This is a genomic window from Herbidospora yilanensis, from assembly GCF_001570565.1.
GTDB lineage: Bacteria > Actinomycetota > Actinomycetes > Streptosporangiales > Streptosporangiaceae > Herbidospora > Herbidospora yilanensis.
Genome location: NZ_BBXE01000028.1, coordinates 125,330 through 149,911, shown reverse-complemented (window position 1 = coordinate 149,911; position 24,582 = coordinate 125,330). Strand labels below are relative to the sequence as shown.

Sequence of the window (24,582 nt, the reverse complement as noted above, 5' to 3'; positions counted from 1 at the left end):
CGAAATCCCCGTTCCGATCATTTGATGATGTAGATGGTCGCGAAAAGGCCGATCCAGACGACGTCGACGAAGTGCCAGTAGTAGGACACGACGATCGCGCTGGTGGCCTGCTCATGCGTGAAGCGCTTCGCGGCGTACGTGCGTCCCAGGAGGAACAGGAACGCGATCAGACCACCCGTCACGTGCAGGCCGTGGAAGCCCGTGGTCAGGTAGAACACCGAGCCGTAGGCGTCGGAGGAGAGGGTCGTGCCCTCCTTGACCAGTTCGGCGTACTCGATCAGCTGCCCGGCGACGAAGACCGCGCCCATGAGGAAACTGATGAAGTACCAGAACCGGAGCTTCTTGACCTGGCCCTTCTCCGCGGCCCACACGCCGAACTGGCATGTCACCGAGGACAGCACCAGGATGATCGTGTTGACCGTCGCGAACGGGACGTTCAGGTGGGCGCCGGGCCAGCTTGCCGGGTCCTGGCCCACGCTCACCGAGCGGATGGTGAAGTACATCGCGAACAGCGCCGCGAAGAACATGAGCTCAGAGGACAGCCAGATGATCGTCCCTACGCTGACCAGGTTGGGCCGGCGCGACGAGTGGGCTGTCGTCGTCGTAGTAATTGCGGATGCTGTCGCCACGCCCGTCATTATTGCGGCTCGTGGGGCCGGGTCGCCGCACGGCCCCCCGATAGGGGGTGCGAGCCGGGATGTCGAGGGCCGCCACGGGCCGATAGCATCCCTGGTGGACCCTACCCGGTGACTGGAGTAAGCGACATGAAGGTTCTCGTCTACAGCGACGACGCGGCCACCCGTGAGAAGGTGCGGCTGGCCCTCGGCCGCCGTCCCGCCGCCGACCTGCCGCTGGTGGAGATCGTCGAGTGCGCGACCCAGGCCGCCGTGGTCCGCAAGCTCGACTCGGGTGAGATCGACATCGCGATCCTCGACTCCGAGGCCGCGCCGGCCGGAGGCATGGGCATCGCCAAGCAGGCCAAGGACGAGGTGCACGACTGCCCGCCCATCTGCCTGATCATCGCCCGCCGCGACGACCGCTGGCTGGCCAACTGGTCGCGTGCCGACGCCGTGATCTCCCAGCCGCTCGACCCGATGGTCGTCGCCGAGACGATCGCCGGGCTGATGCGCGGGCGGCTGCCCGCCGTCTCCTGACATCCACGATCCGAAGGACCGCCATGGACGCCCGTACCACCTGGCCCTCGCTGCTCAACGCGCTGCTCGCGGGTGAGCACCTGACCGCCGACGAGACCTCGTGGGCGATGGGCGAGATCATGTCGGGCGCGGCCACCCCGTCCCAGATCGCGGCGTTCGTCGTCGCGCTGCGGGCCAAGGGGGAGACCGTCGCCGAGGTGTCCGGCCTGGCCGGTCACATGTTGTCCATCGCCACCCCGCTCGCGATCGAGGGCCCCGCGGTCGACGTCGTCGGCACCGGCGGCGACCGGGCCCACACGGTGAACGTCTCGACGATGGCCGCCATCGTGGTGGCCGCGGCGGGCGCCCGGGTCGTCAAGCACGGCAACCGGGCCGCCTCGTCCAAGTGCGGCGCCGCCGACGTGCTCGAACACCTCGGCGTCGTGATCGACCTGCCGCCCGCGGCGACCGCCCGGGTGGCCGAGGAGGCCGGCATCGCGTTCTGCTTCGCGCCGGTCTACCACCCGTCGATGCGGTTCGCCGGGCCGACCCGCAAGGAGATCGGCGTGCCGACGGTGTTCAACTTCCTCGGCCCGCTGACCAACCCGGCCCGCCCGTCGGCGCAGGCCATCGGCGTGTTCGACCAGCGGATGCTGCCGGTCGTGGCGGGGGTGTTCGCCGAGCGCGGGGTGTCGGCCCTGGTCTTCCGGGGCGACGACGGCCTCGACGAGTTGTCCACCGCCGCTCCTTCGGTCGTGTACGTCGTCCGCGACGGCGAGGCCGTCAAGACCACGTTCGACCCGGCCGGCATCGGCATCGCGCGGTCCCAGCCGGGCGACCTGAAGGGCGGCGACGTCGAGTTCAACGCGGGCGCCGTGCAGGATCTGGTCCGCGGCAAGACCGGCCCGATCCGCGACGCGGTGCTGCTGAACGCCGCCGCGGCGCTGGTGGCCCACGAGGGCCCGACCGCCGACGACCTGGCCGCGCGCATCGCCGCCGCCTACGCCACGGTCGGCCAGGTGGTCGACTCGGGCGCCGCCGCGACGCTGCTCGACCGCTGGATCGAGGTCTCGCAGGGGCTGCGCGGGTAACCCTCTGGGCTGATCCGCGTTCACCTCCTGGGAGGACGCCCACGGGCCGGGCGGCGGCTTATGTTTCCGGCATGACGCGCCTCATCACCCGCCTGGCCCAAGTGACGGCCCGCGTGATCCGACGCCGGTCGCCGGACACCGCCGACGCCGTGACCAGGGAACGGCTCAGGATCGCCGAGGAGCTCCACGACGTGGTGGCCCATGACCTGAGCGTGCTCACCCTGGGGGTGGGCGCGGGCCGGGTCATCATGGACCGCGACCCAGAACGCGCCCGGCAGACGCTGCGCGATGCCGAGGAGGCCGGCCGCCAGGCCCTCACCGACCTGCAGCGCGTGGCGGGCCTGCTGCGGTCGGGCGGCACGACGACCACCGGCCCCCAGCCCACCCTGGCCGCGTTGCCCGCCCTGTTCGACCGGTTCCGGTCGGCCGGGCTGGCGGTCGGCTTCGCCGAGGAGGGCCGGCGGCGTCCCGGTCCCGTGCTGGAGCTGTCGGCCTACCGCATCGTGGAGGAGGCGCTGCTCGGCGCCCTGGAGCACGGCCGCGCGCGGCGGGCGCAGGTGACCCTGCGCTGGCAGAGCGGCCTGATCGAGGTGGGCGTCCAGGACGACGGCGGCCCCCGCGACCGCCTGCTGGGCATCTGGGAACGCGCCGCCCTGTTCGGCGGCTCGGTGACCGCCGGGCCGGTGGCGGGCGGCTTCGAGATCCGGGTGCGCCTGCTGACCGGCGGCCGGACCCGGGCCCTGAGCGGGCAACGGACCGGCTAGCGGCCGGGCGGTGGCGCCGAGAGACCGACCGGGGCGTGTTCTCCCCGGCCGCGCCGAGACCGGTCAGATCGCCCTCGGCGGGCGCGCGACGGCCGCCCAGGCGCTCAGACCAGCTCCAGGCCTCCGTCGACGGTGAGGACCTGGCCGGTCAGCCAGGTCGCCGACGGGTCGGCGAGCCGGACGATCCAGGCCGCCACCTCGTCGGGGTCGCCGCGGCGGCCGAGCGGGACGCGGTCGGCCTCGTCGGACTTGATCCGCTCGACGGTCGCGGCGGGCAGCCCGGCGGCGGTGAGCGCCTCGCTCTCGGTGGGGCCGGGCGCGACGGCGTTGACGCGGACGCCGTCGGCGGCCAGTTCCAGCGCCCAGCTCCGGGTGAGCTGCTCGACGGCGGCCTTCGACGCGGCGTAGTGGGCGCCCCCGGGCAGGGGGCGGTGGCCGTAGGTGCTGGAGACGTTGACGACGCACCCCGTGGAGGCGCGCAGGTGCGGCAGCGCGTGCCGGGCCAGCAGGCTCGGCGCCGTGACGTTGAGGGCGAACAGCCCGGCGATCGCGTCGGCGGTCGTCTCGGCCAGTGGCATGATCTGCGCGGCCCCGGCGTTGTTCACCAGGACGTCGAGCCGCCCCCAGCGGGCCACGGCCGCCTCGACGACCTCCTCGGTCGCTCTCGGGTCGCGCAGGTCGGCGACGTGGACGCTGATCGCGTCGTCGCGGCCCGCCGTCTCGGCGAGGGCCTCGCGGCGGCGTCCGACGCCCAGGACGAGCGCGCCCGCCCGGGCGAACAGCCGGGTGGCCGCCCGCCCGATGCCCGATCCGGCTCCGGTGACGACGACGGTCCTGCCGGTGAAGTCCATGATCCCTCCGGGGTTCGACACGGGGGGATGGGCAGGAATCTAGTCGGCGTCGGGCAGGCCGATGGAAAAGGCGGCCTCCAGGTCGTGGCGGCTGTAGGTGCGGAAGGCGATGTGGGTGTCGGTCGCCAGGACGCCCTCGACCTTGTTGAGGCGCCCCGGCACGACCTCGGCGATCTCCTCGTAGCGCGCGACCCGGACCATGGCCATCAGGTCGAACTCGCCGGTGATCGAGTAGACCTCGCTGACGCCGGCCAGCCCGGCGATCGCCTGGGCGACCTCGGGGATCCGGCTGACGTCGGCCTTGATGTGCACGATCGCGGTGACCAAAACGTGCTCCTTTCCGAGGGCCCCAACCTATCGCAGCGGTCTGCCCTCCCTCGCTGACCGGGAACCTCCCTGGTCGTACGCCCGGTCGATGCGCTGCTTGAGCCGGCCGGCCCCCTGTGCGGGCAGGCTCCAGCCGCCCTCGACGCGCACCAGGCGCACCCCCGGCGACTCGAGCCAGCGCAGGATCGTCTCGGTCTCCTCGGCGCTGGCGGCCGGGATCGGGCCGGGGCCCGGGTGCACGGTCTCGGCGGTCGCGACCAGCGCCTCGACGTAGGGGACCGGGTGGGCGCCGCGCGGCATCACCCCGGCGGCGGTCAGCCGGCCGTGGCGGATGACGTGGATGTCCCAGGCGCCGTCTCCGCCGGGGCCGGCGGCGACCATCTGGGTGATGGCGGTCAGGCCGGTGAGCCGCTGCATGCGGGCGGCGGCGCGGACGTAGGCGGCCAGCCGGTCGCGGTCGACCGCGGCCTCCTCGTAGCGCTGCTCGGCCGACAGACGGTCCATTCGGGCCTCGACGGCGGAGAAGACCGAGCCCCCGTCGAGCAGCATGGCGTGGCGGGCCGCCGCGACGTGGCGGGCGTAGTCGCCGGGGCTCTCGCGGCCCTCGCAGGGCGCGCCGCACCGGCCGAGCTCGGCCAGCGCGCACGCGCTGCGCCGGACCGTGAGCGACAGGCGTTCGGTGCACTGGCGCAGCGGGAGGGCCTCGTGGATGGCGGTGCGGGCGTCGTCGGCGGTGCGGCTGCTGCCGAACGGGCCCAGGTAGGTGCCGCCGTCGTCTTTCAGGTCGCGCACGATGCTCAGGCGGGGGAACGGCTCGTCGGTCAGCTTCAGCCAGACCACGCGCTCGGGGAACCGGGACCGCCGGTTGTAGCGGGGCTTGGTCTCGCCGATCATGCGTAACTCGCGGACCTCGGCCTCCAGCGGGGTCGCGCACACGATGTGGCGGACCCGCTCGGCGATGCCGATCATCTCGCGGACCCTCGGCCGGGTCTCGCTCGCGGTGAAGTAGTTGCGCACGCGGGTGCGCAGGTTGGAGCTCTTGCCGACGTAGAGCGCCTCGCCGCGGGCGTCTTCGAAGACGTACACCCCCGGCTTGTCGGGCACGCCGTCGGCCAGGTGGCGCTTGCCGCGCTGTTCGGGGGTGGGCATGCGGACGAAGCCCCTGAGCTCCTCCAGCGAGTGGACGCCCAGGTTGCCGACCCGGCCGATCAGGCCGTGGAGCACGTCGACCGTGGCGCGGGCGTCGGCCAGGGCGCGGTGGCAGGGCTCGGTGGCGCTGCGGAAGTGGCGGGCCAGCGTGGCCAGCTTGCAGTTGGGGGTCTCGTCGCGGGTGAGCACCCGCCGGGCCAGGTCGGCGGTGTCGACGACCGCGTTGACCGGCGGCGGGTAGCCCTGGCGGGCGCACTCGGCCTTGATGAACCCCATGTCGAAGGGGGCGTTGTGGGCCACCAGGGCGGCGCCCTTGGCGAACTCGAGGAAACTCGGCAGCACCTCGGTCATCTTCGGCGCGGCCACCACCATGGCGTCGGTGATGCCGGTCAGCACCGAGACGAACGGCGGGATCGGGCCGCCCGGGTCGACCAGCGTGGCGAACTCGCCCAGCACCTCGCCGCCGCGCACTTTGACCGCGCCGATCTCGGTGATCGCGCACTCGGCAGGGGAGGTGCCGGTCGTCTCCAGGTCGAACACCACGAACGTGACGTCGGCGAGAGGGGTTCCGAGATCGTCCAGCGTGCCCTGTTCCACGCTGACGACCATAGAGACCCCGACCGACAGTTCAGCGTGTCAGTGCCATTCGCGCCGCAGCATCGCGTAGACGATCTCGTCGGTCCACTCGCCCTTGACCATCTCGTTCTCCACCAGGTGGGCCTCTCTGCGCATGCCGAGCCGCTCCATCACCTTGGTGGAGGCGGTGTTGCGGCCGTCGCAGCGGGCGACGACGCGGTGCAGGCCGAGGCCCTCGAACCCCAGGCGGAGCATCTCCCTGGTCGCCTCGGTGGCGTAGCCCCTGCCGTGGTGGTCGGGGTGGAAGACGTAGCCGATCTCGCCCTGGCGGTGTTCGCGGCTGCGCCAGAACAGCAGGGTCTCGCCGATCAGTTCCCCGGTCTCGCGGAGGGTGACCGCCAGGCACAGCACCTGTCCCTCGTCGGTGAGCTCGGCGGTGGCCGCCTTGTCGGCCAGCACGGTGCGCACCTGCGCGAGGTCACGCGGCTCCCAGTAGAGGAACCGGGCGACGTCGGGGCGCGAATAGAAGGAGTGGAGGTCGGTCAGGTCGTCGGGGGTGAACAGCCGCATGACCAGGCGGGAGGTCTCGATCGGCAGTGTGGGTCGGAGCATCCGCGCAGACTAGACCTGGACAAACGGCTCAGGCGAGTTCTTTTTCCCGGTGGGCGGCCAGCAGCGTGGCCTCGGCCGTCAGGGCGGCCAGGAGGGCGCGGTGGCGGTGGAGCTCGCCGTCGAAGCGCCGGGCCGCCGGGCCGGTCCACTTGGGGAAGGTCCGCAGCGCCCAGACCGGGTCGAGCACCTCTTCCATCTCGGCCGCGAGCCGGCGCAGATGGTCACTCGCAATCGTCACGTCCGTCATTGTGACATCAGGTGAGCAGATCTTGACGTAACGTGAGCGATTTATGAGACAAGTGGTTCGTGTCCTACTTGCTCCCCGTTCACGTCGCTGAACGTGATGTAGTGGACTCGCAGAGCCGTACCCTTGAATGAACGACCAGGACAGGAAGAGAGCAGCAGGGATGAGTTCAGCCGGAGAGGGCCTGTCTCGTCCCCTGCCCGAGCAGGTGCGAACACACGTCGTCGAACTGGCGGCGCAGGTGCTGGGGACGATGCCCGCCGCGGGCGTGCCCGCGCCCCTGCGCGCCGTCGCCAGGTTCGAGCCGCGCAAGCGGGCCCGTCTGGGGTCGGCGCCGATAGCGGCCCAGCTCGAGAACGACAAGAAGTTCCGGGAACTGGTCGCCGAGTCGCTCACCCAGGCCTGGCCCGAGCTCGTCGCCTCGCTCGCCGAGGAGACGATTCCGCCCGCCGCCGAGCCCGTGCTGGTCGCGGCGGCAGCCTATCTGACCCGGCCGCCCGGCTGGGCCGGGATGGTCGAACTGGCGCGCGAAGACCTCGATCAGGCCGCCGCCCTCGACACCCAGCGTGAGCAGGCCGAGGGGCGGCTCAAGGAGCAGCTCGCCCAGCAGCGCACCGCCGCCAAGGAGGAGATCGACCGGGTCCGCGAGCAGCTCAGGGCCGCCCGCGCCGAGAACACCGACCTGCGCCGCAAGCTTCACGACGCCCGCGAGCGGGCCAAGGCCGCCGAGCAGCGGGCCGGCGAGCTCGAAGCGGCCACCGCCGACGCCCGCGCCCGGGTCGCCGGGGCCGGGGCCGCCGCCGAGACCGAGGTGCGCCGCCTGAAGGAGCGCCTGGCCGAGGCCGAGCGGCACCTGGAGGCCAGCCGCCGCGCCGCCCGCGAGGGCCGCTCGGTCGAGGACGCCCGCATCCGGGTGCTCATGGACGCCCTCGAAGACGCCGCCAAGGGCCTGCGCAAGGAACTGGCCCTGCCGACCACGATCAGCCGGCCGGCCGACTACGTGACCGCCGTCAGCGGCACCGCCCCGTCGGTGCGCGACGTGCCGGCCCGCGCGCTGGCCGACGACGACCCGCAGTTGCTCGACCAGCTCCTCGCCATACCGAACCTCCACCTGATCATCGACGGCTACAACGTGACAAAGTCCGGTTACGGCACGCTCACCCTCGCCGACCAGCGGCAGCGCCTGCTGACCGGGCTCGGCGGGCTGGCCGTCCAGGTCCGGGTGGAGATCACGTGCGTGTTCGACGGCGCCGAGCTCGACGGGCCCGTCCAGGTGTCGGCGCCACGGGGGGTGCGGGTGGCGTTCAGCGCGCCCGGTCAGATAGCCGACGACCTCATCCGGCAGATGGTCCAGATCGAGCCCCCGGGCCGCGCCATCGCGGTGGTGTCCTCCGACCGAGAGGTCGCGGTCTCCGTCCGGAAAATGGGCGCTCGTCCGGTTCCTTCCGTATTGCTCCTTCGCCGTCTTGGCCGTGCGTGATCACGTCGTCGCTTGACGTGATGACCTGCGCGAATACCGGCGAATCGGTTGAGGGTACATGATCCGCTGAGTAAAGTCCCGACCCAGGTCTGTCCGGTATGGAGGGGGTTTCGGGCGTGCGTGGGCGGGTACCGGCCGTGGCTGGTTTTGCGGCGTTCGTTCTGCTTCTTCCGATCACGGGGGCGGCGGCCGATCCCAAGCCGACCATCCCCCAGGCCAAGGCCAAGCTCGCGAAGCTGAACAAGCAGGCCGACCAGTTGGTCGAGGAGTACAACCAGGCCAACGAGAGGTACAAGAAGTCCAAGAAGCAGTACGACCTGGTCAACGTCGGCTTCAAGAAGCAGAACGTGAAGGTCGAGACCCTGCGGGCCGCCGTGGTGGGCCTGGCGGTCTCCAGCTACCAGACGGGCGACATCCGCAGCCTCTCGGGCATGTTCGGCACCGCGGCCCCCCAGAACGCCCTCAGCGGCATGGCGATCATCAACCAGCTCGCCACCAGCCGCCAGCTCCGGCTGACCGAGTTCGAGGACGCAATCGCCGGCCTGAAGCAGCAGCGCGACCAGCGCAAGGCCGCCTACGAGGAGGCCACCGAGGTCCGCGCCGACCTGGCGGCCAAGAAGAAGAAGACCGACAAGATGGTCGACGAGCAGATGAAGCTGCTCCGCGAGCTGGGCGCCTTCAACCCGGGCAACCCGCAGAGCACCGGCCAGGTCTACAACGGCCCCGCCTCCGGCAACGCCCGCGCCGCCCTCGACTTCGCCTTCGCCCAGATCGGCAAGCCCTACCAGTACGGCGGCACCGGCCCCGGCGCCTGGGACTGCTCCGGGCTCGTCCAGGCCGCCTGGCGGGCCGGCGGGGTGAGCCTGCCGCGCACCAGCTACGAGCAGTGGGCCTGGGGCAAGAACCGCCAGGTCCAGATCAGCGACCTCCAGGCCGGGGATCTGGTCTGGCACAGCGGTTTCGGGCACGTCGGCATCTACACCGGGCAGAACTCCGTGGTGCACTCGCCGCAGACCGGCGACGTGGTGAAGATCACCCCTCTCGCCCAGTACAACCCCGACAAAGCCGTTCGTCCCTAGCGTGTCGTCTGGGGCTTTTTTCGGGTTCTGTGACAAGGGGTGTGACCAGAGTCACATCACCCTCCGAAATCCCGTGATATGCAGGCGTTTTCGAATAGCGCCGGAGTTTATCTGATCTTTATCTTCTGCCAAAACTTTGCCGACTTATGGCGGAGTCGGTAACTTCTGGCTTCGCGACGAGCAAGCCATGCCGTCCGCGGACAGTCCGGCGCGTAGGCGCTGATGTCTTAATAAAGATCCATGTGTCGTACGTCACGCGGCACAGCCGAATCCATGCAGCCAGGAGGCATGGAACCGGGGACCCAATAGGTTCCCTCGCGGAGCCAGGGGTGAATCGGCGAGAAATCACGCCGTAGGGCGACTTCCCTGCCCGAATCCGTCAGCTAACCCGGTAGGCATCAGAGGAAGACCCAAGGAGCAATCCTGTCCACCACCCCCGCATGCCTGTCCCGCATCGCCCGCCTCTCCCTTGGCGGCGTCACGCTCACGGCCTCGGTCGGAGCGGTCGCGGCGCCTCCCGCGCTGGCCGATGAGGTGACGGTCACCGTCACGAGGAACACCACGGCGGTCCCGGTCTCGGGAGAGGCGGCGCCCGCCGCTCCCTCGGCCGCGAAGAGCCAGGCCAAGAGCAAGTCCGCCAAGCGCGTCAAGAAGCTCAGCAAGGCCCAGCGTCAGCGGGTCCTGGCGAGCAGGGCGGTCGCCGTCGCGAAGAAGCAGATCGGCGACCCCTACCGGTGGGGCGCCACCGGTCCCGGCGCGTTCGACTGCTCCGGCCTGGTCCAGTTCGCCTGGCGCAAGGCGGGCGTCAAACTGCCCCGTACCACCTGGTCGCAGAAGAGCTCGGTGAAGAAGAAGATCAGCTGGAAGGCGATGAAGCCGGGCGATCTCGTGTTCACCAGCGGCGGCGGCCACGTGGGCATCTACGTCGGCCACGGCAAGATGATCCACTCCCCGAACTCCGGTTCGCGGGTGCGGATCGACAAGCTGGACACCTACCGCAAGCGCACCTTCGTGGGCGCGGTCCGGCCCGGGATCTAGACACCCCCGGCGAAGTACCGATCGGCCCCGTCCGCCACCTTCCCGGCGGGCGGGGCCGCGGGGTTTTTGTACCATCCGTTGACATGCGGTTCCTGGTGACGGTCGGTGTGCTGCTGGCCGTCCTGTCCGCCGGGCGGCCCCCCGAGGTCCTGTACGGCCAGAGCTGGCCCGTCGCCGTCCGGGGCGAGCACGTCCGGGTGCTGGCGGCCGGCGACCGTTTCCCCGGGCTGGCCGGGGAGGCCGACCGGGCCGCCGAGGCCGTGGCGCGGGTGTGGGGCGCCCCGGTGACCGCGACCGTCCTCGCGCCCGCCACGACCGAGAGGGCCGCCGAGATCGCCCGCCCCGCCCCGGTGACCGGCATGGCCGCCCTGGCGGGCCCCGGCTTCGTGGTGATCGAACCGCGGGGCTGGGCGTCGTTGTCGGCCCAGGGCCGGGTGATCGTGCTGGCCCACGAGCTCACCCACGTCGCCACCGGAGCCGCGACCCGTCCCGACATGCCCGTCTGGCTCGTGGAGGGCTACGCCGACTACGTCGGCTACCGTGACAGCGGGCTGGCGACCGGGGTGGTCGCCGCCGAGCTCGCCGCCGACCGGCGGGCGCCACGGGAGCTGCCGGATCGGGAGGACTTCCGCGCGGGGGGCGCGCGGGTCCCGCAGGCCTACCAGGAGGCCTGGCTCGCCTGCCGCTACATCGCCGAGCGCTACGGCGAGGCCGCGCTGACCGCCCTCTACCGGGCGGCCCAGGCCGACCCCGCCACGGCGCTGCGGCGCACGCTGGGCGTCGGCGAGGCCGAGCTGACCGCGGCCTGGCGCGACTACGTGATACGAAGTGTTCCGGAGGCGGAGTGGAACGTACGGGGATGAAGGCCGCGGCCGTGGCGTTGGCGGGGCTCGGGGTGGCGATCGTCGCGGTGGTGGCGGTGACCACGCCGTGGCAGGCGCTCGCCGGCGGCGCGCCCGAGGTGACGCCCGATCCGGCCCGCGACTTCGGGGCCGCCGAGATCGCCCGCGCCGACGCCTTCGACGCCGCCACCGGCCTGCCGTCCTACCTGTCGCTCGCCGTCACGCTCGTGATCGCCGCGGTGTTCGTCGCCACCCCGCTGGGGGCCCGGCTGATCGACCGGCTCCGGGGGCCCTGGTGGTCGCGGGCGCTCGCCGCGGTGGCCGGGATCTACGTGGTGTCGCTGGCGATCCGGTGGCCGCTCGGCATGTGGTTCGAGACGGTCCTGCGCGACTACGGCCTGTCGACCCAGACCTGGGGGACCTGGAGCGCCGACCGGCTGAAGAACTTCGGGCTCCAGCTCCTGCTGTCGGCCGTGATGGTCGTGGTGGTCATCGCGCTGGCCCGGCGGTGGCCGCGCCGCTGGTGGATCCCCGCCTCGCTCGGGGCGTTCTCGCTGACGCTGGCGTTGTCGTTCGTCTACCCGATCGTGGTCGAGCCGGTCTTCAACGACTTCCGGCCGCTCCAGCAGGGGCCGCTGCGCGACAGCCTGCTGGCGATGGCCGACCGCGACGGGGTGCCGGTCGACGACGTGCTGGTCGCCGACGCCTCCCGGCGCACGACCGCGCTCAACGCCTACGTCTCGGGCTTCGGCGCGACCCGGCGCATCGTCGTCTACGACACGCTGCTGCAGGTGCCCGAGCCGGAGATCGAGCTGATCGTGGCCCACGAGCTCGGCCACGCCAAGACCGACGACGTCCTCCACGGCACCCTCGTCGGGGCGCTGGGGGCGGCGTTCGGGGCGTGCGCGCTGTTCGTGGCGGGCAACCTGCTGCGCCGCCGGACCGGGGTGCCGTCGCTGGGCGACCCGAAGGCGGCGGCGCTGCTGGTCGGGCTCGTCTCCCTCGGCACGGTGCTCTCGGGGCCCGCGCAGAACCTCGTCAGCCGGCACATCGAGGCCCGCGCCGACGCTCACGCGCTGGCGATCACCGAAGACCCCGTCACGTTCGCCGCCATGCAGCGCAACCTGGCCGTCCGCAACATCTCCGACCTGAGCCCGAGCCCGCTGGAGTACGTCCTCTACTCCTCCCACCCGACCTCGCCGCAGCGCATCGCCATGGCCCGGTCGTGGGCGCTCCTCCACGGCCGGCAGGTGCCGTGACCCGGGTCGTGGTGATCACCAACGACTTCCCGCCGCGCTCGGGCGGCATCCAGTCGTTCGTGCACGCCCTGGCCGTCCGGCTGCCCGCCTCCTCGGTCGTCGTGTACGCCCCCCGCTGGGAGGGCTGCGCCGAGTTCGACGCCCGGCAGGGCTACCAGGTGGTGCGCCACCCGACCAGCCTGATGTTGCCGACGCGCGCCGTGGCCCGGCGGGCCTGCGCGCTCGTCCACCCGGGTTCGACCGTGGTGTTCGGGGCCGCCGCGCCCCTCGGCCTGCTCGGCGGCGCGCTGCGCGCGGCGGGGGCCGGGCGGGTGGTGATGCTCACCCACGGCCACGAGGCCTCGTGGGCCCGGCTGCCGCTCGCGGGCGGGGTGCTGCGCCGCATCGGGGCGCACGCCGACGTCGTCACCTACCTCGGCGACTACACGAGGGCTCACCTGGCGGCCCGCATCCCGCCCGGGAAGCTGGCGCGGCTGGCGCCCGGGGTCGACACCGGCGTCTTCCGGCCCGGCGCGGGCGGCGAGCGGGTGCGGGCCGAGCTCGGGCTGGGAGACCGGCCCGTGGTGGTCTGCGTGTCCCGCCTGGTCGCCAGGAAGGGGCAGGACCGGCTGATCGAGGCGTGGCCCGAGGTGGCGAGGGCCGTACCGGAAGCGGAACTCCTGCTGGTCGGCGGCGGGCCGGGGAGAGCGGCCCTGGAGCGCGCGGCGAGGGGGCGGGGCGACATCCGGTTCACCGGGCCGGTGCCCGACCGCGACCTGCCCGCCTACTACGACGCCGGCGACGTGTTCGCCATGCCCTGCCGGACCCGCCTCGCGGGGCTCGACGTCGAGGGGCTCGGCATCGTCTACCTGGAGGCCTCGGCCAGCGGGCTGCCGGTGGTCGCGGGCGCGTCGGGCGGGGCGCCCGACGCGGTCAGGCACCGCGAGACGGGGCTGGTGGTCGACGGCGGCTCGGCCCGGCAGATCGCCGCCGCGCTGATCGAGCTGCTGCGCGACCCCGAGGCCGCGCGGGCCATGGGCGCGCGCGGCCGGGAGTGGATCGAGCGGGAGTGGACCTGGGACCAGGTCGCCGCCCGCTTCGGGGAACTGCTGAGGGCGCCGGTCGGTCAGCCGTAGATCTCGTCGACCTGCTTGGCGTAGTCGCGCATCACGATGTTGCGCTTGAGCTTCAGCGACGGCGTCAGGTGGCCGCTCTCCTCGGTGAGGTCGCCTTCGAGGATGACGAACTTCTTGATCTGCTCGGCCTTGGACACCATCTTGTTGGCGTTGTCGACCGCGCCCTGCACCTCGGCCCTGATCTGCTCCTCGGTGAGGTCGGTCCCCGCCATCGCCTCGGGGTCGAGGGTGACCAGCGCGGCCACGAACGGCTTGTCGTCGCCGATGACCAGGACCTGGCTGATCAGGCGGTGGCCCCGGATGCTGTCTTCCAGCGGGCCCGGGGCGACGTTCTTGCCGGCCGCGGTGACCAGGATCTCCTTCTTGCGGCCGGTGATGCGCAGGTAGCCGTCGGAGTCGAGTTCGCCGACGTCGCCGGTGTGGAACCAGCCCTGCGCGTCGATGACCTCGGCGGTGGCCTTCTCGTTGTTCCAGTAGCCGCTGAAGATGTGGCGGCCCTTGACCAGGATCTCCTTGTCGTCGGCGATCCGGATCGTGACCCCGGGGAACGGCCGCCCGACGGTGCCGATCTTGTTCGCGCCGGGGATGTTGACCGTGGAGGGGGCGGAGGTCTCGGTCAGGCCGTAGCCCTCCAGCACCTCGATGCCGACGCCGCGGAAGAAGTGGCCGAGGCGCTCGCCCAGCGCCGACCCGCCGGAGACGGCGTGGGTCAGGCGGCTGCCGGTGGCGGCGCGCAGCTTGGTGTAGACGAGCCGGTCGAAGAGGGCGTGCTTGAGCCGCAGGCCGAGCCCGGCCCCGCCGTCGTTCTTCGCCCTGCTGTAGTCGATGGCGACCTGCGCGGCGGTGGCGAAGATCTTGCCCTTGCCGTCGGCGGTGGCCTTCTGCTCGGCGCCGTTGTAGACCTTCTCGAACACGCGCGGCACGCCCAGCAGGAACGTCGGCTTGAACGCCTGCAGGTCGGGCGCCACGTTCTTCATGTTCGGCGTGTGGGCCAGGACCGTGCCGGTCTCGACGGTCACGATCTCGACCATGCGGGCGAAGCTGTGCGCGAGCGGCAGGAACAGCAGCACGGCCCGCTCGTCGAGGGAGAACATCTTCTCCAGCGGACCCTGCGCCACGTTCCGCGCGGTGAACAGCAGGTTGTCGTGGGTGATCTGGCAGCCCTTCGGCAGGCCGGTGGTGCCCGAGGTGTAGATGATGGTGGCCAGGTCGTGGCCGCCCCGGGAGGCCCGGCGCTCGGCCAGGGTGTCGTCGGGCACGTCCTGGCCGGCCTCGATCAGCGCCTCGATCGCGCCGTCGTCGAAGGTCCAGACGTGGGGCAGGTCGGGGGCGGCCTCACGCAGGGTCTCCTGGTGGCTCGCGGTCTCGACGAACGCGCCGCGCGCGCCGGAGTCGGAGATGATCCATCGCACCTGCTCGGTGGAGCTGGTCTCGTAGATCGGCACGCCCACGCCGCCGGCCGCCCAGATGGCGTAGTCGGCGATCGTCCACTCGTAGCGGGTGCGGCTCATCAGGGCGACGCGGTCGCCCGGCTCGATTCCGGTGGCGATGAGGCCCTTGGCCACCCCGGCGACCTTCTGCCGGAAGTCGGCGGCGGTCACCGGCTTCCACTGGTCGCCGTCCTGCACCTTCATCACGACGGCGTTGGGGGTGTCGGCGGCCCGCTGGAACACCGCGTCGGTGCAGTTGGCCGACAAGGGAACGTCCACCAGCACGGGAACGGTGTACTCCTGCACGGTCACTCCTCATAGGACCCGGCTCGGTCAGGTTTCCCGGGACGCTACCGCGTGACACGAGGTTGGGATAGAGCCGTCACACAGGCGTTATCCGGTCAATCGCAAGGTATCAGCCCGTGACCGCCCGAATGCCCACCGGCACCAGATCGTAACCAAGCGCTAGTTCGGGAATATCATGTCGGCCATGCGCATCAACGTCGTGAGCGACGTCCACGGCCGTGCCGACGCCCTCGCCAAGGCGGGAGTCGGGGCCGACGCCCTGATCTGCCTCGGGGACCTGGTGCTGTTCATCGACTACGCCGACACCTCCCAGGGCATCTTCCCCGACCTGTTCGGCCACGAGCGGGCCACCGAATACATCCGGCTGCGCACCGAGAAGCGGTTCGACGAGGCCAGGGCCCTGTCGGCGGAATTGTGGGCGGAACTCGGGGGCGACCCCCGCGAGCACATCGAGAAGGCCGTCAGGGCCCAGTACGCCGACCTGTTCGCCGCCATGCCGGTGCCCTCCTACCTGACGTACGGCAACGTCGACGTGCCCTCCCTCTGGGCCGACTACGTGCGTCCCGGGCAGACCGTGCTCGACGGCCAGACGGCCGAGATCGGCGGCCTGACCTTCGGCTTCGTCGGCGGCGGGCTGCGGACGCGCTACCGCACCTCCTACGAGGTGCCCGACGAGGTCTACGCCGCCAAGGTCGCCGCCCTCGGCCCGGTCGACGTGTTGTGCACGCACATCCCGCCCGCGATCCCCGACCTGCTCTACGACGTGGTGGCCAAACGGTTCGAGCGGGGCAGCGAGGCCACTCTCGACTACATCCGGACCCATCAGCCCCGCTACGCACTCTTCGGGCACGTCCACCAACCTCTGGTGCCGAGGACACGAATAGGGCGTACCGAATGCCTCAATGTCGGGCATTTCCGGGGACGCGGGACACCGTTCACCCTGGACCTGTGAGCTAAGGTCGGCTGCATGGCTGATCGCACCACGTCGAGCATCGTGATCGGCGCGAGCCGTTCGACAATCCTGGCCGTCATCGCCGACTTCCCCTCCTACCCGGAGTGGGCCGGGCAGGTGAAGTCGGCGCAGGTCCTCTCGACCGGCGGCGACGGGCGGCCGGCGACCGTCCGGTTCGTCCTCGACGCGGGCGTGATCAGCGACGACTACGTGCTCGCCTACTCCTGGTCCGACGACCTCGTGAGCTGGCAGATCGCCGAGGCCGGGAAGATGGTGTCCGGCCTGACCGGCAGCTACCGCCTCGCCGAAAAGGGCGCCTCGACCGAGGTCACCTACGAACTGGCGGTCGACCTGAAGGTCCCGATGATCGGCATGATCAAGCGCAAGGCCGAGAAGGTCATCATCGACACGGCCCTGAAAGGGCTGAAGAAACGCGTCGAGAAGGCATGAGAACGCTCCTCTTCACGGGGAAGGGCGGCGTCGGCAAGACGACGGCGGCCGCGGCCACCGCGACGCTGGCCGCCCGGCGCGGGCTCAAGACCCTCGTCGTCTCGACCGACACCGCCCACTCGCTGGCCGACGCGCTCGCGGCCGACCCGTCGGGCGAGCCCGCCGAGGTGACCCGCGGTCTCTACCTGCAGCAGGTCGACACCCAGAAGGCGATGGAACGCCACTGGGGCGACCTGCAGGAATACGCACGCGGCCTGTTCAGCGAGCTCGGCCTCGACGCCATCACCTCCGAAGAGGTGACCGTGCTGCCCGGCGCGGAAGAGATCATCGCGCTGCTGGAGCTGCGTGAGCAGGCCCGCACCGGCCGCTGGGACGTCGTCGTGGTCGACTGCGCGCCCACCGCCGAGACCCTGCGCCTGCTGGCGCTGCCCGAGGCGCTCGACTGGCACGTGACCCGGCTGCTGCCGATCGGCCGCCGGGTGATGCGCGCCGCGGCCCCCGTGATCCGCGCCGTCGCCAAGATCAGCGCCCCCGGAGAGGGTGTGATCAATGCCGGGGAGCGGCTCCACAAGGGCCTGATGGAGGTGCGCGCCCTGCTGACCGGCGACGACGCGTCGGTGCGGCTGGTGCTCACGCCCGAGGCGGTGGTGGTCGCCGAGGCCCGGCGCACCCTCACCTCCCTTTCCCTGTACGGATATCGCGTCGACGCCGTCGTCGCCAACCGGGTCTTCCCCGAAGGGGGAGCCGACCCGTGGCGGGCCCGATGGGTCGAGGCGCAGGCCCGCCAGATGGAGACGGTGCGCGCGTCGTTCGAGCCGCTGCCCATCCTGCGGGTGCCCTACCTCCCCGAGGAACCGGTCGGCGTCGAGGCGCTGGCCGCCGTCGCCGAGGAGCTCTACGGCACGGCCGACGCGTTCGGCCCGGTCACGGGCGAGCCGCCGCTGCGCTTCACCGCCGACGAGGTGGTGCTCTCGCTGCCCCTGGCGGGCAAGAACGACATCGACCTGGCCCGCAAGGCCGACGAACTGATCATCACCGCCGGGCCCTACCGCCGGGTCATCGCGCTGCCGGCCGCACTGGCCCGGCGAGAGGTCGCCCAGGCGGCGCTCCGCGATGGCCGACTCCGGGTACGGTTCGAGATATGACGGAAAGCAACGAACGTCCCGACCCCTTCGGCTCGGCCGCCGACGAGGCGTTGAAGCTGCTCGACGCGTTGCAGCAGCGGGTCGGCCGGGAGCTCGGCAAGGGCTTCGTGAAGGGCGCCTTCTCCGGGGTGACCGGCACCACCCAGCGCCCCCGCACGACTTCCGCCCCTCAGGATGTGTGGAGCGAGGCGGTTTCAGGGCATGATCACGAGGAGTACATCTGCCGGGCTTGCCCGGTTTGCCGGGTGATCGCGGCCCGCCGGGACGCCGGCGGCGACGTGAGCGACCATCTGATGGCGGCGGGAAGCGAGTTGCTCGCGGCCTTCCGGCAGGCGGTCGACTCCCTGCAGCGCCCGGCGTCTCCACGCGGGCCGGCCGACCCGGCGGGTGACTCGAAGGTAGAGCACATCGATCTGGGCTGAGCCTGACGGGAGAGACGACATGGCGCTGACCATCGGCATCGACATCGGCGGCACCAAGGTCGCCGCGGGCGTGGTCGACGCCCACGGCCTGATCGTCGAAAGTCTCCTGAAACCGACTCCGGCCGACAACCCCGCCAAGGTCGCCGAGACCGTGGCCGAGGCGATCAAGGAGCTGGCCGACTCGTACGAGGTCGAGGCCGTCGGCGTCGGCGCCGCCGGCTTCATCGACGAGACCCGCAGCGTCGTCCGGTTCGCCCCCAACCTCGCCTGGCGCGAGGAGCCCCTCCAGCGCAAGCTCACCGAGATGACCGGCCTGCCCATCGTGGTCGAGAACGACGCCAACGCGATGGCGTGGGGCGAGTTCCGCTTCGGCGCCGGCCGGGGCGAGAGCCACCTGATCGCCGTCACGGTCGGCACCGGCATCGGCGGCGGCCTCATCCTCGGCGGCTCCGTCTACCGGGGCCGCTGGGGGATGGGCGGCGAGCTCGGCCACATGCAGACGGTGCCCGACGGCGTGCGGTGCGGCTGCGGCAACCTCGGCTGCTGGGAGCAGTACGCCAGCGGCAACGCGCTGGTCCGCGACGCCCGGCGGATGGCCGCCGACGACCCCGACCGGGCCGCGGTGATGCTCAAGCTGGCCGGGGGCACCCCCGAGAGCATCGAGGGCCGCGAGATCACCGACGCCGGCCGGGCCGGCGACCCGGTCGCCCTCGACGCGTTCGCCAACATGGCCCGCTGGATCGGCCAGGGCCTGGCCGACCTGGCGTCCATCCTCGACCCCGGCTGCTTCATCCTCGGCGGCGGCGTCTCCAACGCCGCCGACCTATGGCTCGACCAGGCCCGCGAGTCCTTCGCCGAGCGCCTGACCGGCCGGGGCCACCGCCCCGTCGCCGAGGTGCGGCTGGCCGAACTCGGCGCCTCCGCCGGCGTGGTCGGCGCGGCCGACCTGGCCCGGCTGCCCTGATCCGGGTCGCCACCTACAACCTCCACGGCCTCCGCGACTCCCGCACCGCCCTGGCACGGGTGGTGCGCGCGCTGGCCGCCGACGTGTTGTGCGTGCAGGAACGCGGCCTCGGGTTCGCCTTCGCCCGGCTGACCGGCCTGGAAACGGCCTGCCACTCCCGCTTCTCGGGGGTGGCGGTGCTGGTCAGGCCGGGGGTACGGCTCGTGCACGCCGAGCACCACCGGCTGCGCTGGTTCCCGGGCCTCGAACGCCGGTCGATCGCGGTCGCCGTGGTCGAGGCGGAGGGCCTGCGGCTGGCCGCCGTGTCGTTCCACCTCGACCTCCACGCGGGCGCCCGGCTGGCGCACGCCGTGGAGATCGTGCGCCGCGCCGAGTCGGTGGCGGCCCGCTTCGACGCGGTGCCGGTCCTGGCCGGCGACCTGAACGAGCTGCCGGGGGCGGCGGCGTGGAAACATCTGGCCGCGCGGTACGACGAGGGCGGCGACGGGGCGACCTTCGCGGGCAAGCGCATCGACGCGATCTTCACCGGGCGTGGCGTGGCGGCGCTGGCGCGGGGGGTCGCGGGCGCGGACGAGGCCGATCTCACGGTGGCCTCGGACCACCGGCCGGTCGTCACCGACCTGCGGCTTCCGTGAACCGGGTGGCGGTGTCGCCGGTGTCGCCGGTGAAGGTGCCTTCCCGGCGGATGCCGTGCCAGCGCAACCGCACGCCCAGCAGCGCCGTCACCAGCGACTGGATGACCACCAGACACATGAGCTGGCGGTAGACGAACTGCTGGAGCGGCAGGATCCACAACGCGGAGGCGCGTTCGCCGTCCAGGAGCAGGGCGTACCAGCCGATCGCCACCTGCACCACGACGAAGCCGGCCCACGCCGTCACGACCGGCAGGGGGTCGTCCACGGCGAGGCCGTAGACCGCCATCACGTCGACGACCGGCGCCAGCAGCGGCAGCAGCACGTGGAACAGGGTCAGGTAGCCGAGGCAGCGGCGGCCGAACGGGTCGCGCTCGAAGACGGCGCGCCGGTGTTTCCACATCGCCTGCAGAGTGCCGTAGCACCAGCGGTAACGCTGCTGCCACAACCCGCCGAGCGAGGCCGGCGCCTCGGTCCAGGCGACCGCGTTCTCCTCGTAGACCACGCGCCATCCGGCCCGGCACAACGCCATGGTCAGGTCGGTGTCCTCGGCCAGGGTGTCGGAGCTGACCCCGCCCAGCGCCACCAGCGCCGAACGCCGGAACGCCCCGATGGCGCCGGGCACGGTCGCCATGCAGCCGAGCAGTTCGAAGGCGCGGCGGTCGAGGTTGAAGCCGATGACGTATTCGATGTGCTGCCAGCGGCCGATCGCGCCACGCCGGTTGCCGACCTTGGTGTTGCCGCTCACCGCGCCGATCGCCGGGTCGGCGAACCGGCGGACGAGGCGGCCGATCGTGGCGCGTTCGAAGACGGTGTCGGCGTCCACCATGACGAGCAGCTCGTGCGAGGCCTGCGCGATGCCGGTGTTGAGCGCGGCCGGCTTGCCGCCGTTGGGCCGGCGGATCACCCGTACGCCGGGGAGGCCCAGTGACGCCGCCAGGTCGGCGGTGCCGTCGGTCGAACCGTCGTCGACGACGAGGATCTCGACCTCGCCCGGGTAGCCGGTCTCGACCAGTGAGCGGACCGTCGCCCGGATCCCCGCCGCCTCGTTGTAGGCGGGCACGATCACGGTCACCGGCGGCGGGCCGGACCACCCGCGCCTGGTTCCCCCTCGCGTACGGTGCGCGTGCACCCCCGCGAGCACGATGAAGAAGCCGAACCGCCCCAGAGTGAGCACACCGGCGGTGAACAGCGCCCATCGCAGCACGTCGGTGAAGGTCTCCGAGGCGCGCTGGGCCAGATTCAGCGCGGCGCCGAAGAACCGGTCGACCCCACCGGCCCGCCGGTGCGCCGACGGCATGCCGATCGCCCCGGTCACCGTGACGGCCCGGTAGCCCTCGCCCGTCAGCCTCTCCAGGACGAGATCGAGGGCCTCGACGGTCTGCCGCCGGTCGCCGCCGGAGTCGCGCATCGTGACGACGGCGCCCTCGCCCTTCGCGGGCAGCGACGACACCACGATCTCGGCCGTGCCCGGGAGACTCCAGTCCTTCGCGTCGAGGTCCGTCAGGACGATGAGATGGCCCTCGGCCGCCAGCTCCTTCATGCTCGCCCATTGGAGAGCCGTGATCCCCCAGGTCGGCGGGGAGTGGGGCGGGCGGGTCAGCGTCGTGTGCAGCCCGGTCGCCCCCGCCAGGGCCCGCTGCGTGAGCGACGACTCCAGCCGGAGCCGCCAACCGGGCACGGCCGTCAGGTCGGCGTGCGTATAGGTGTGGTTGCCCAGTTCGTGGCCTTCGGCGACGATGCGCCGCGTCAGCTCGGGGTGTTTCGCCACCTTCGCGCCGACCACGAAGAACGTGGCCTTGGCGCCGTGTCTCGCGAGCACGTCGAGCACCCGCGGGGTCCAGACGGGGTCGGGGCCGTCGTTGAACGTCAGCGCGACGGTCCGGCCCGGCAGGCGCACGCTGGCGGGCCGGCCACCCCTGACGTTGACGACGGGACCACCGCGCCGCACCTCGGCCGACTCCGGGGAGGACGGCCCGGCACCGGGCGGGCCCGGCCGCGTCTCACCGACGACGTTGGCGGCGTACCCGTCGAGCGTCAGCGCGGCGGCGACCAGCAACAGGCCGACGGCGAACAGGAACCAGTGCCCCCGGGGCCCGGAGGGCACGCCGGCGGCCGTCGTGCTCCTCGCCGTCGCCGGCGGGCGTCGCCGGCGCGGCGAGCGGCCCCGGGGCGGCGGTCTCATCCCGCCGGGGGACGAGACGGCGGTTCGACCGGGGCGGGAGGGGCGCGGGCGGCCGGAGCCGGTCGAGGTCATCCGACCGGCCGATCACGGTCGGGGGTCGTCATGTAGTGGCGGCGGTGTCGGGCATGCCGTGGTATCCAGGTCGATGGCTGGTCATGGTCCGGGGTCGTCATGTGGTCGCGGCCGTGTCGGGCCGCCCTCGTGTCCAGGTCGATGGCTGGTCATGGTCCGGGGTCGTCATGTGGTCGCGGCCGTGTCCCGCCGCCCTCGCGTCCCGGCCGAGCGGCTCGCCCCCGGTCGTGAGCTGTGCGGCGCCACCGGCGGTGGAGCCGCTGGTGGGTCGGCTCGTCACGTCGTTCGTGGGCTGTGCGGTCGGGCCGGTGGTCGGGTCGCTGGGGGAGGCGTTCGGCGGGCTGCCCGAGGGGACTGCGGTGGGGGCGGTGGTGAGGTCGGGCGCCGGACCGCTGGGGGAGCCGGGAGCCGGCTCCGGCCGGCGGCGCGGGACCGGGCCGCGTGAGGCCCGGGGGCGGATCGAGGGCCCCGGGCTCGCCGACGGCGAGACCGGGCGAACGGTGCTGAACGCGGGGCGGTTCGCCGGGCGGGTCGTCGAGGGCGCCGGCTGCTTCGGCCGGGCCTCCCGGGTCGGACCGGGGGTGGTCATGTCGGCCGGCCCGCCCCGCCGGTCACCCGGCCAGCCGTGCACCGAGAGCGTCGTGTCGGAGAACAGGCCGCCGATCACGATCGCGAGCAGCGCCACGAGCGGGACGCCCGATCCGATCGACACCATCGTCATCAACCGGCGGCGGCGGCCGCTCTGGTCAACAAAGACGGCTTTTGTCGGATATTTCGCAGGGAGCACGAGTAAATGGTAGTGACACGAATAAGGCGGGGATGACCGATCCCATTCGACTGCGGGTTTGCGATTCGGATTCTGTGAGAATTTCGCTAATTCCGGGCAACGGGCTGTGAGCTGGGTGGAGTCGGATAAGCCCCGAATGCCGGACCGGGTGGTCCTCTAATGTCGGACTTTGTCGTTTATGCGACAGAGAAGAATGTCATCAAGGCCACCGGGGTTCGCCGCTCGTTCGGGCCGTATTCTCCGTCCCGGCCCGTGTTCGCCGGAGTCATCGGACGGAATGGCGAATCCATCCGCCGTCGCGTCGGGCGATGCGAAGCGGGAGCCCGCCGGGTTTCCCCGCCCGCTGAGCGCCGGCCGACGGGACCTCCGTGCCCCCGCTGTCTCGCGATTGCCTGAGTCCTTCCCCTGACCTGGGTTGTTCTGGGGTTTGGGGTTGGCGATCTAGGGGTGGATGGGGGCCCTCGGGGGTGGTCTTGACTGGGGGAATTCCGTCCTATCGCCCGCGGGGGCCGTGCGTCCCCGTACGATTTGTTCATGCCCCGCCGCTTGATGCGGTGTGCGGTGCCGTTGTGTGTGTTCCTCGCCGGTCTGCTGGCCGGCCAGCTCCCGCTCGCACCATCGCTCGCGCACGTGTCCACCGCCTCCGCCTGGTCCGCGACCGTTCCCGAAGAGGTCGTGCGGCAGGCGTCGTCGGCGCGCCTCGGCCGGGACGCCGCGCTCGCCGACGTCAGCGGGGTGTCCGGCACGGCCGTCTGGGCCGTCGGGCAGACCGGGTTGTGGGACGTCTGGCGCAACCGCGGCATCGTCACCCGCTGGAACGGCGCCTCCTGGACCGAGGTGCCCACGCGGGGCGACGCCACCGGGGCCGGGCCGCTGCGCTCGGTCAGCGCGGCCTCCGACAACGAGGTGTGGGTGGTCGGCGACGGCCACGACGGGGTGCCCTATGTCGGGCGGGGCGGCGGCAGCGGCATCGACCGCGTCGTGGTTCCGCAGGTCAGGGCGGGCGACTGGCTGCGTGCGGTGGCGGCGGAACCCGGCCGGGCGGTGATCGTCGGCAGCCGCGGCGGGCGGGTGCTCGTGGTGACGAGCGGGCCCGCGTGGAAGGTGCACGAAGGCCCCGACGGGGTCCTCCACGGCGTCGCGCTGCGCGGCAAGGACGGCTGGGCCGTCGGCAACAATGGCGACGAGCCGCTGATCATGCGGCTGTCGGGCGGGTCCTGGAAGCCGGTGAGCCTGCCCGGCATCGAGGGCGGCTACCTGCGCGACGTCTATATCACCAGCGCCAGGCGCGCCGTCGCGGTCGGCGGCGTGTTCACCGAAGACGGCACCACCCTCCCGCTGATCCTGCGCTGGGACGGCCGGAAGTGGCACCGCGAGACCCTGCCCGACGGCGACGCCGAACTCTACGGCGTGACCGGCGACGGCAAGGGCGGTTACTGGGCGTCGGGCTACGACGCCGAACGCCCCGGCGAGGCCTTCCTGCTCCGCTACACCGACAAGAAGTGGAAGCCGCTGCGCGGCGAGGCCGGCACCGGCGACCGGTCGGTGCGGCTCCAGGCGGTCGTGCGGGCCGACGACGTGACGATGGCCGTCGGCCACGTGCTCGCCGACGACCATTACAGCGACCTGGTCGAGACCTTCGGCCCGGTGCCCGGCTCACCCGTCCGTTAGGACGCC

25 protein-coding genes and 1 riboswitch are annotated in these 24,582 nt (G+C 72.1%); of the genes, 16 read left to right on the top strand and 9 right to left on the bottom strand.

Annotated elements, in window-relative coordinates; genetic code table 11:
* Nucleotides 1-17: 17 nt before the first annotated feature.
* Nucleotides 18-638, bottom strand: coding sequence for an aa3-type cytochrome oxidase subunit III (gene ctaE, locus AW273_RS22855; protein ID WP_062351518.1), 621 nt, complete (start codon nucleotides 636-638; stop codon nucleotides 18-20).
* A 126-nt stretch (nucleotides 639-764) separates the two neighbouring features.
* Between ctaE and AW273_RS22850 the strand changes: the two genes are divergently transcribed.
* The 3 genes from AW273_RS22850 (at nucleotide 765) to AW273_RS22840 (ending at nucleotide 2,988) form a co-directional block, all read left to right on the top strand.
* Complete coding sequence (locus tag AW273_RS22850) at nucleotides 765-1,154, top strand: response regulator transcription factor (RefSeq protein WP_030450462.1); 390 nt, start codon at nucleotides 765-767, stop codon at nucleotides 1,152-1,154.
* A 23-nt stretch (nucleotides 1,155-1,177) separates the two neighbouring features.
* A complete protein-coding gene (gene trpD / locus AW273_RS22845; RefSeq protein ID WP_083949960.1) occupies nucleotides 1,178-2,224 on the top strand; it encodes an anthranilate phosphoribosyltransferase in 1,047 nt (348 codons plus the stop codon).
* A gap of 71 nt (nucleotides 2,225-2,295) precedes the next feature.
* The gene (locus AW273_RS22840) at nucleotides 2,296-2,988 is read left to right on the top strand and encodes a sensor histidine kinase (protein WP_062351513.1); all 693 of its coding nucleotides are present in this window, start codon (nucleotides 2,296-2,298) and stop codon (nucleotides 2,986-2,988) included.
* 104 nt (nucleotides 2,989-3,092) lie between these two features.
* On the opposite strand, the gene AW273_RS22835 is transcribed toward AW273_RS22840, so the two are convergent.
* Genes AW273_RS22835 through AW273_RS22815 form a run of 5 tightly spaced genes read right to left on the bottom strand, consistent with a single transcriptional unit; the run spans nucleotide 3,093 to nucleotide 6,741 of the window.
* A complete protein-coding gene (locus AW273_RS22835; protein ID WP_232327551.1) occupies nucleotides 3,093-3,860 on the bottom strand; it encodes an SDR family NAD(P)-dependent oxidoreductase in 768 nt (255 codons plus the stop codon).
* Between the two features lie 18 nt (nucleotides 3,861-3,878).
* A complete protein-coding gene (locus tag AW273_RS22830) occupies nucleotides 3,879-4,166 on the bottom strand; it encodes an Lrp/AsnC family transcriptional regulator (protein ID WP_062351507.1) in 288 nt (95 codons plus the stop codon).
* Nucleotides 4,167-4,193: 27 nt separating this feature from the next.
* The gene (locus tag AW273_RS22825; RefSeq protein WP_062351503.1) at nucleotides 4,194-5,924 is read right to left on the bottom strand and encodes a DEDD exonuclease domain-containing protein; all 1,731 of its coding nucleotides are present in this window, start codon (nucleotides 5,922-5,924) and stop codon (nucleotides 4,194-4,196) included.
* A gap of 27 nt (nucleotides 5,925-5,951) precedes the next feature.
* Nucleotides 5,952-6,503 carry a GNAT family N-acetyltransferase gene (locus AW273_RS22820; RefSeq protein WP_062351499.1) on the bottom strand — a complete coding sequence of 184 codons (552 nt, stop codon included), beginning with the start codon at nucleotides 6,501-6,503 and terminating at the stop codon, nucleotides 5,952-5,954.
* A gap of 28 nt (nucleotides 6,504-6,531) precedes the next feature.
* Nucleotides 6,532-6,741: a hypothetical protein gene (locus tag AW273_RS22815; protein ID WP_157556055.1), complete on the bottom strand. Its 210-nt coding sequence runs from the start codon at nucleotides 6,739-6,741 to the stop codon at nucleotides 6,532-6,534.
* A 169-nt stretch (nucleotides 6,742-6,910) separates the two neighbouring features.
* Here AW273_RS22815 and AW273_RS22810 point away from each other — a divergent pair, with 169 nt between their 5' ends.
* From AW273_RS22810 to AW273_RS22785, 6 genes are all read left to right on the top strand, one after another.
* Nucleotides 6,911-8,227 carry an NYN domain-containing protein gene (locus AW273_RS22810; RefSeq protein ID WP_083949959.1) on the top strand — a complete coding sequence of 439 codons (1,317 nt, stop codon included), beginning with the start codon at nucleotides 6,911-6,913 and terminating at the stop codon, nucleotides 8,225-8,227.
* A gap of 137 nt (nucleotides 8,228-8,364) precedes the next feature.
* Nucleotides 8,365-9,306: a C40 family peptidase gene (locus AW273_RS22805; protein ID WP_232327550.1), complete on the top strand. Its 942-nt coding sequence runs from the start codon at nucleotides 8,365-8,367 to the stop codon at nucleotides 9,304-9,306.
* 253 nt (nucleotides 9,307-9,559) lie between these two features.
* A riboswitch (cyclic di-AMP (ydaO/yuaA leader) is annotated at nucleotides 9,560-9,719 on the top strand.
* Between the two features lie 121 nt (nucleotides 9,720-9,840).
* Complete coding sequence (locus tag AW273_RS22800; protein ID WP_062351490.1) at nucleotides 9,841-10,344, top strand: C40 family peptidase; 504 nt, start codon at nucleotides 9,841-9,843, stop codon at nucleotides 10,342-10,344.
* Nucleotides 10,345-10,427: 83 nt separating this feature from the next.
* The gene (locus tag AW273_RS22795; RefSeq protein ID WP_062351487.1) at nucleotides 10,428-11,207 is read left to right on the top strand and encodes a gluzincin family metallopeptidase; all 780 of its coding nucleotides are present in this window, start codon (nucleotides 10,428-10,430) and stop codon (nucleotides 11,205-11,207) included.
* A complete protein-coding gene (locus AW273_RS22790; RefSeq protein WP_062351484.1) occupies nucleotides 11,204-12,445 on the top strand; it encodes a M48 family metallopeptidase in 1,242 nt (413 codons plus the stop codon). The genes AW273_RS22795 and AW273_RS22790 overlap by 4 nt, the downstream gene beginning before the upstream one ends.
* The gene (locus tag AW273_RS22785) at nucleotides 12,442-13,560 is read left to right on the top strand and encodes a glycosyltransferase family 4 protein (RefSeq protein ID WP_062351482.1); all 1,119 of its coding nucleotides are present in this window, start codon (nucleotides 12,442-12,444) and stop codon (nucleotides 13,558-13,560) included. The genes AW273_RS22790 and AW273_RS22785 overlap by 4 nt, the downstream gene beginning before the upstream one ends.
* Here the strand turns inward: AW273_RS22785 and AW273_RS22780 are convergent.
* Nucleotides 13,551-15,296 carry an AMP-dependent synthetase/ligase gene (locus tag AW273_RS22780; protein ID WP_062351599.1) on the bottom strand — a complete coding sequence of 582 codons (1,746 nt, stop codon included), beginning with the start codon at nucleotides 15,294-15,296 and terminating at the stop codon, nucleotides 13,551-13,553. The genes AW273_RS22785 and AW273_RS22780 overlap by 10 nt on opposite strands.
* Nucleotides 15,297-15,480: 184 nt before the next feature.
* Here AW273_RS22780 and AW273_RS22775 point away from each other — a divergent pair, with 184 nt between their 5' ends.
* The 6 genes from AW273_RS22775 to AW273_RS22750 are packed head-to-tail and all read left to right on the top strand — an operon-like array spanning nucleotide 15,481 to nucleotide 19,864.
* Nucleotides 15,481-16,248, top strand: coding sequence for a metallophosphoesterase family protein (locus AW273_RS22775; protein WP_157556051.1), 768 nt, complete (start codon nucleotides 15,481-15,483; stop codon nucleotides 16,246-16,248).
* A gap of 15 nt (nucleotides 16,249-16,263) precedes the next feature.
* Nucleotides 16,264-16,698, top strand: coding sequence for an SRPBCC family protein (locus AW273_RS22770; RefSeq protein ID WP_062351478.1), 435 nt, complete (start codon nucleotides 16,264-16,266; stop codon nucleotides 16,696-16,698).
* On the top strand, nucleotides 16,695-17,843 hold the full coding sequence (locus tag AW273_RS22765) for an ArsA family ATPase (RefSeq protein WP_062351475.1): 1,149 nt from the start codon (nucleotides 16,695-16,697) through the stop codon (nucleotides 17,841-17,843). The genes AW273_RS22770 and AW273_RS22765 overlap by 4 nt, the downstream gene beginning before the upstream one ends.
* Nucleotides 17,840-18,265, top strand: coding sequence for a DUF5304 family protein (locus AW273_RS22760; RefSeq protein ID WP_062351472.1), 426 nt, complete (start codon nucleotides 17,840-17,842; stop codon nucleotides 18,263-18,265). The genes AW273_RS22765 and AW273_RS22760 overlap by 4 nt, the downstream gene beginning before the upstream one ends.
* A 19-nt stretch (nucleotides 18,266-18,284) precedes the next feature.
* Complete coding sequence (locus tag AW273_RS22755) at nucleotides 18,285-19,229, top strand: ROK family glucokinase (RefSeq protein WP_062351470.1); 945 nt, start codon at nucleotides 18,285-18,287, stop codon at nucleotides 19,227-19,229.
* Nucleotides 19,230-19,288: 59 nt separating this feature from the next.
* Nucleotides 19,289-19,864, top strand: a complete 576-nt coding sequence (locus AW273_RS22750; protein WP_062351467.1) for an endonuclease/exonuclease/phosphatase family protein — start codon at nucleotides 19,289-19,291, stop codon at nucleotides 19,862-19,864.
* On the opposite strand, the gene AW273_RS22745 is transcribed toward AW273_RS22750, so the two are convergent.
* Nucleotides 19,842-21,968 (bottom strand): bifunctional polysaccharide deacetylase/glycosyltransferase family 2 protein, encoded by a 2,127-nt coding sequence (locus AW273_RS22745; RefSeq protein ID WP_062351464.1) that lies wholly within the window; start codon nucleotides 21,966-21,968, stop codon nucleotides 19,842-19,844. The genes AW273_RS22750 and AW273_RS22745 overlap by 23 nt on opposite strands.
* 247 nt (nucleotides 21,969-22,215) lie before the next feature.
* On the bottom strand, nucleotides 22,216-22,905 hold the full coding sequence (locus AW273_RS22740; protein ID WP_157556047.1) for a hypothetical protein: 690 nt from the start codon (nucleotides 22,903-22,905) through the stop codon (nucleotides 22,216-22,218).
* Between the two features lie 534 nt (nucleotides 22,906-23,439).
* Between AW273_RS22740 and AW273_RS22735 the strand changes: the two genes are divergently transcribed.
* Nucleotides 23,440-24,576, top strand: a complete 1,137-nt coding sequence (locus tag AW273_RS22735; RefSeq protein WP_062351458.1) for a hypothetical protein — start codon at nucleotides 23,440-23,442, stop codon at nucleotides 24,574-24,576.
* Nucleotides 24,577-24,582 lie beyond the last annotated feature (6 nt).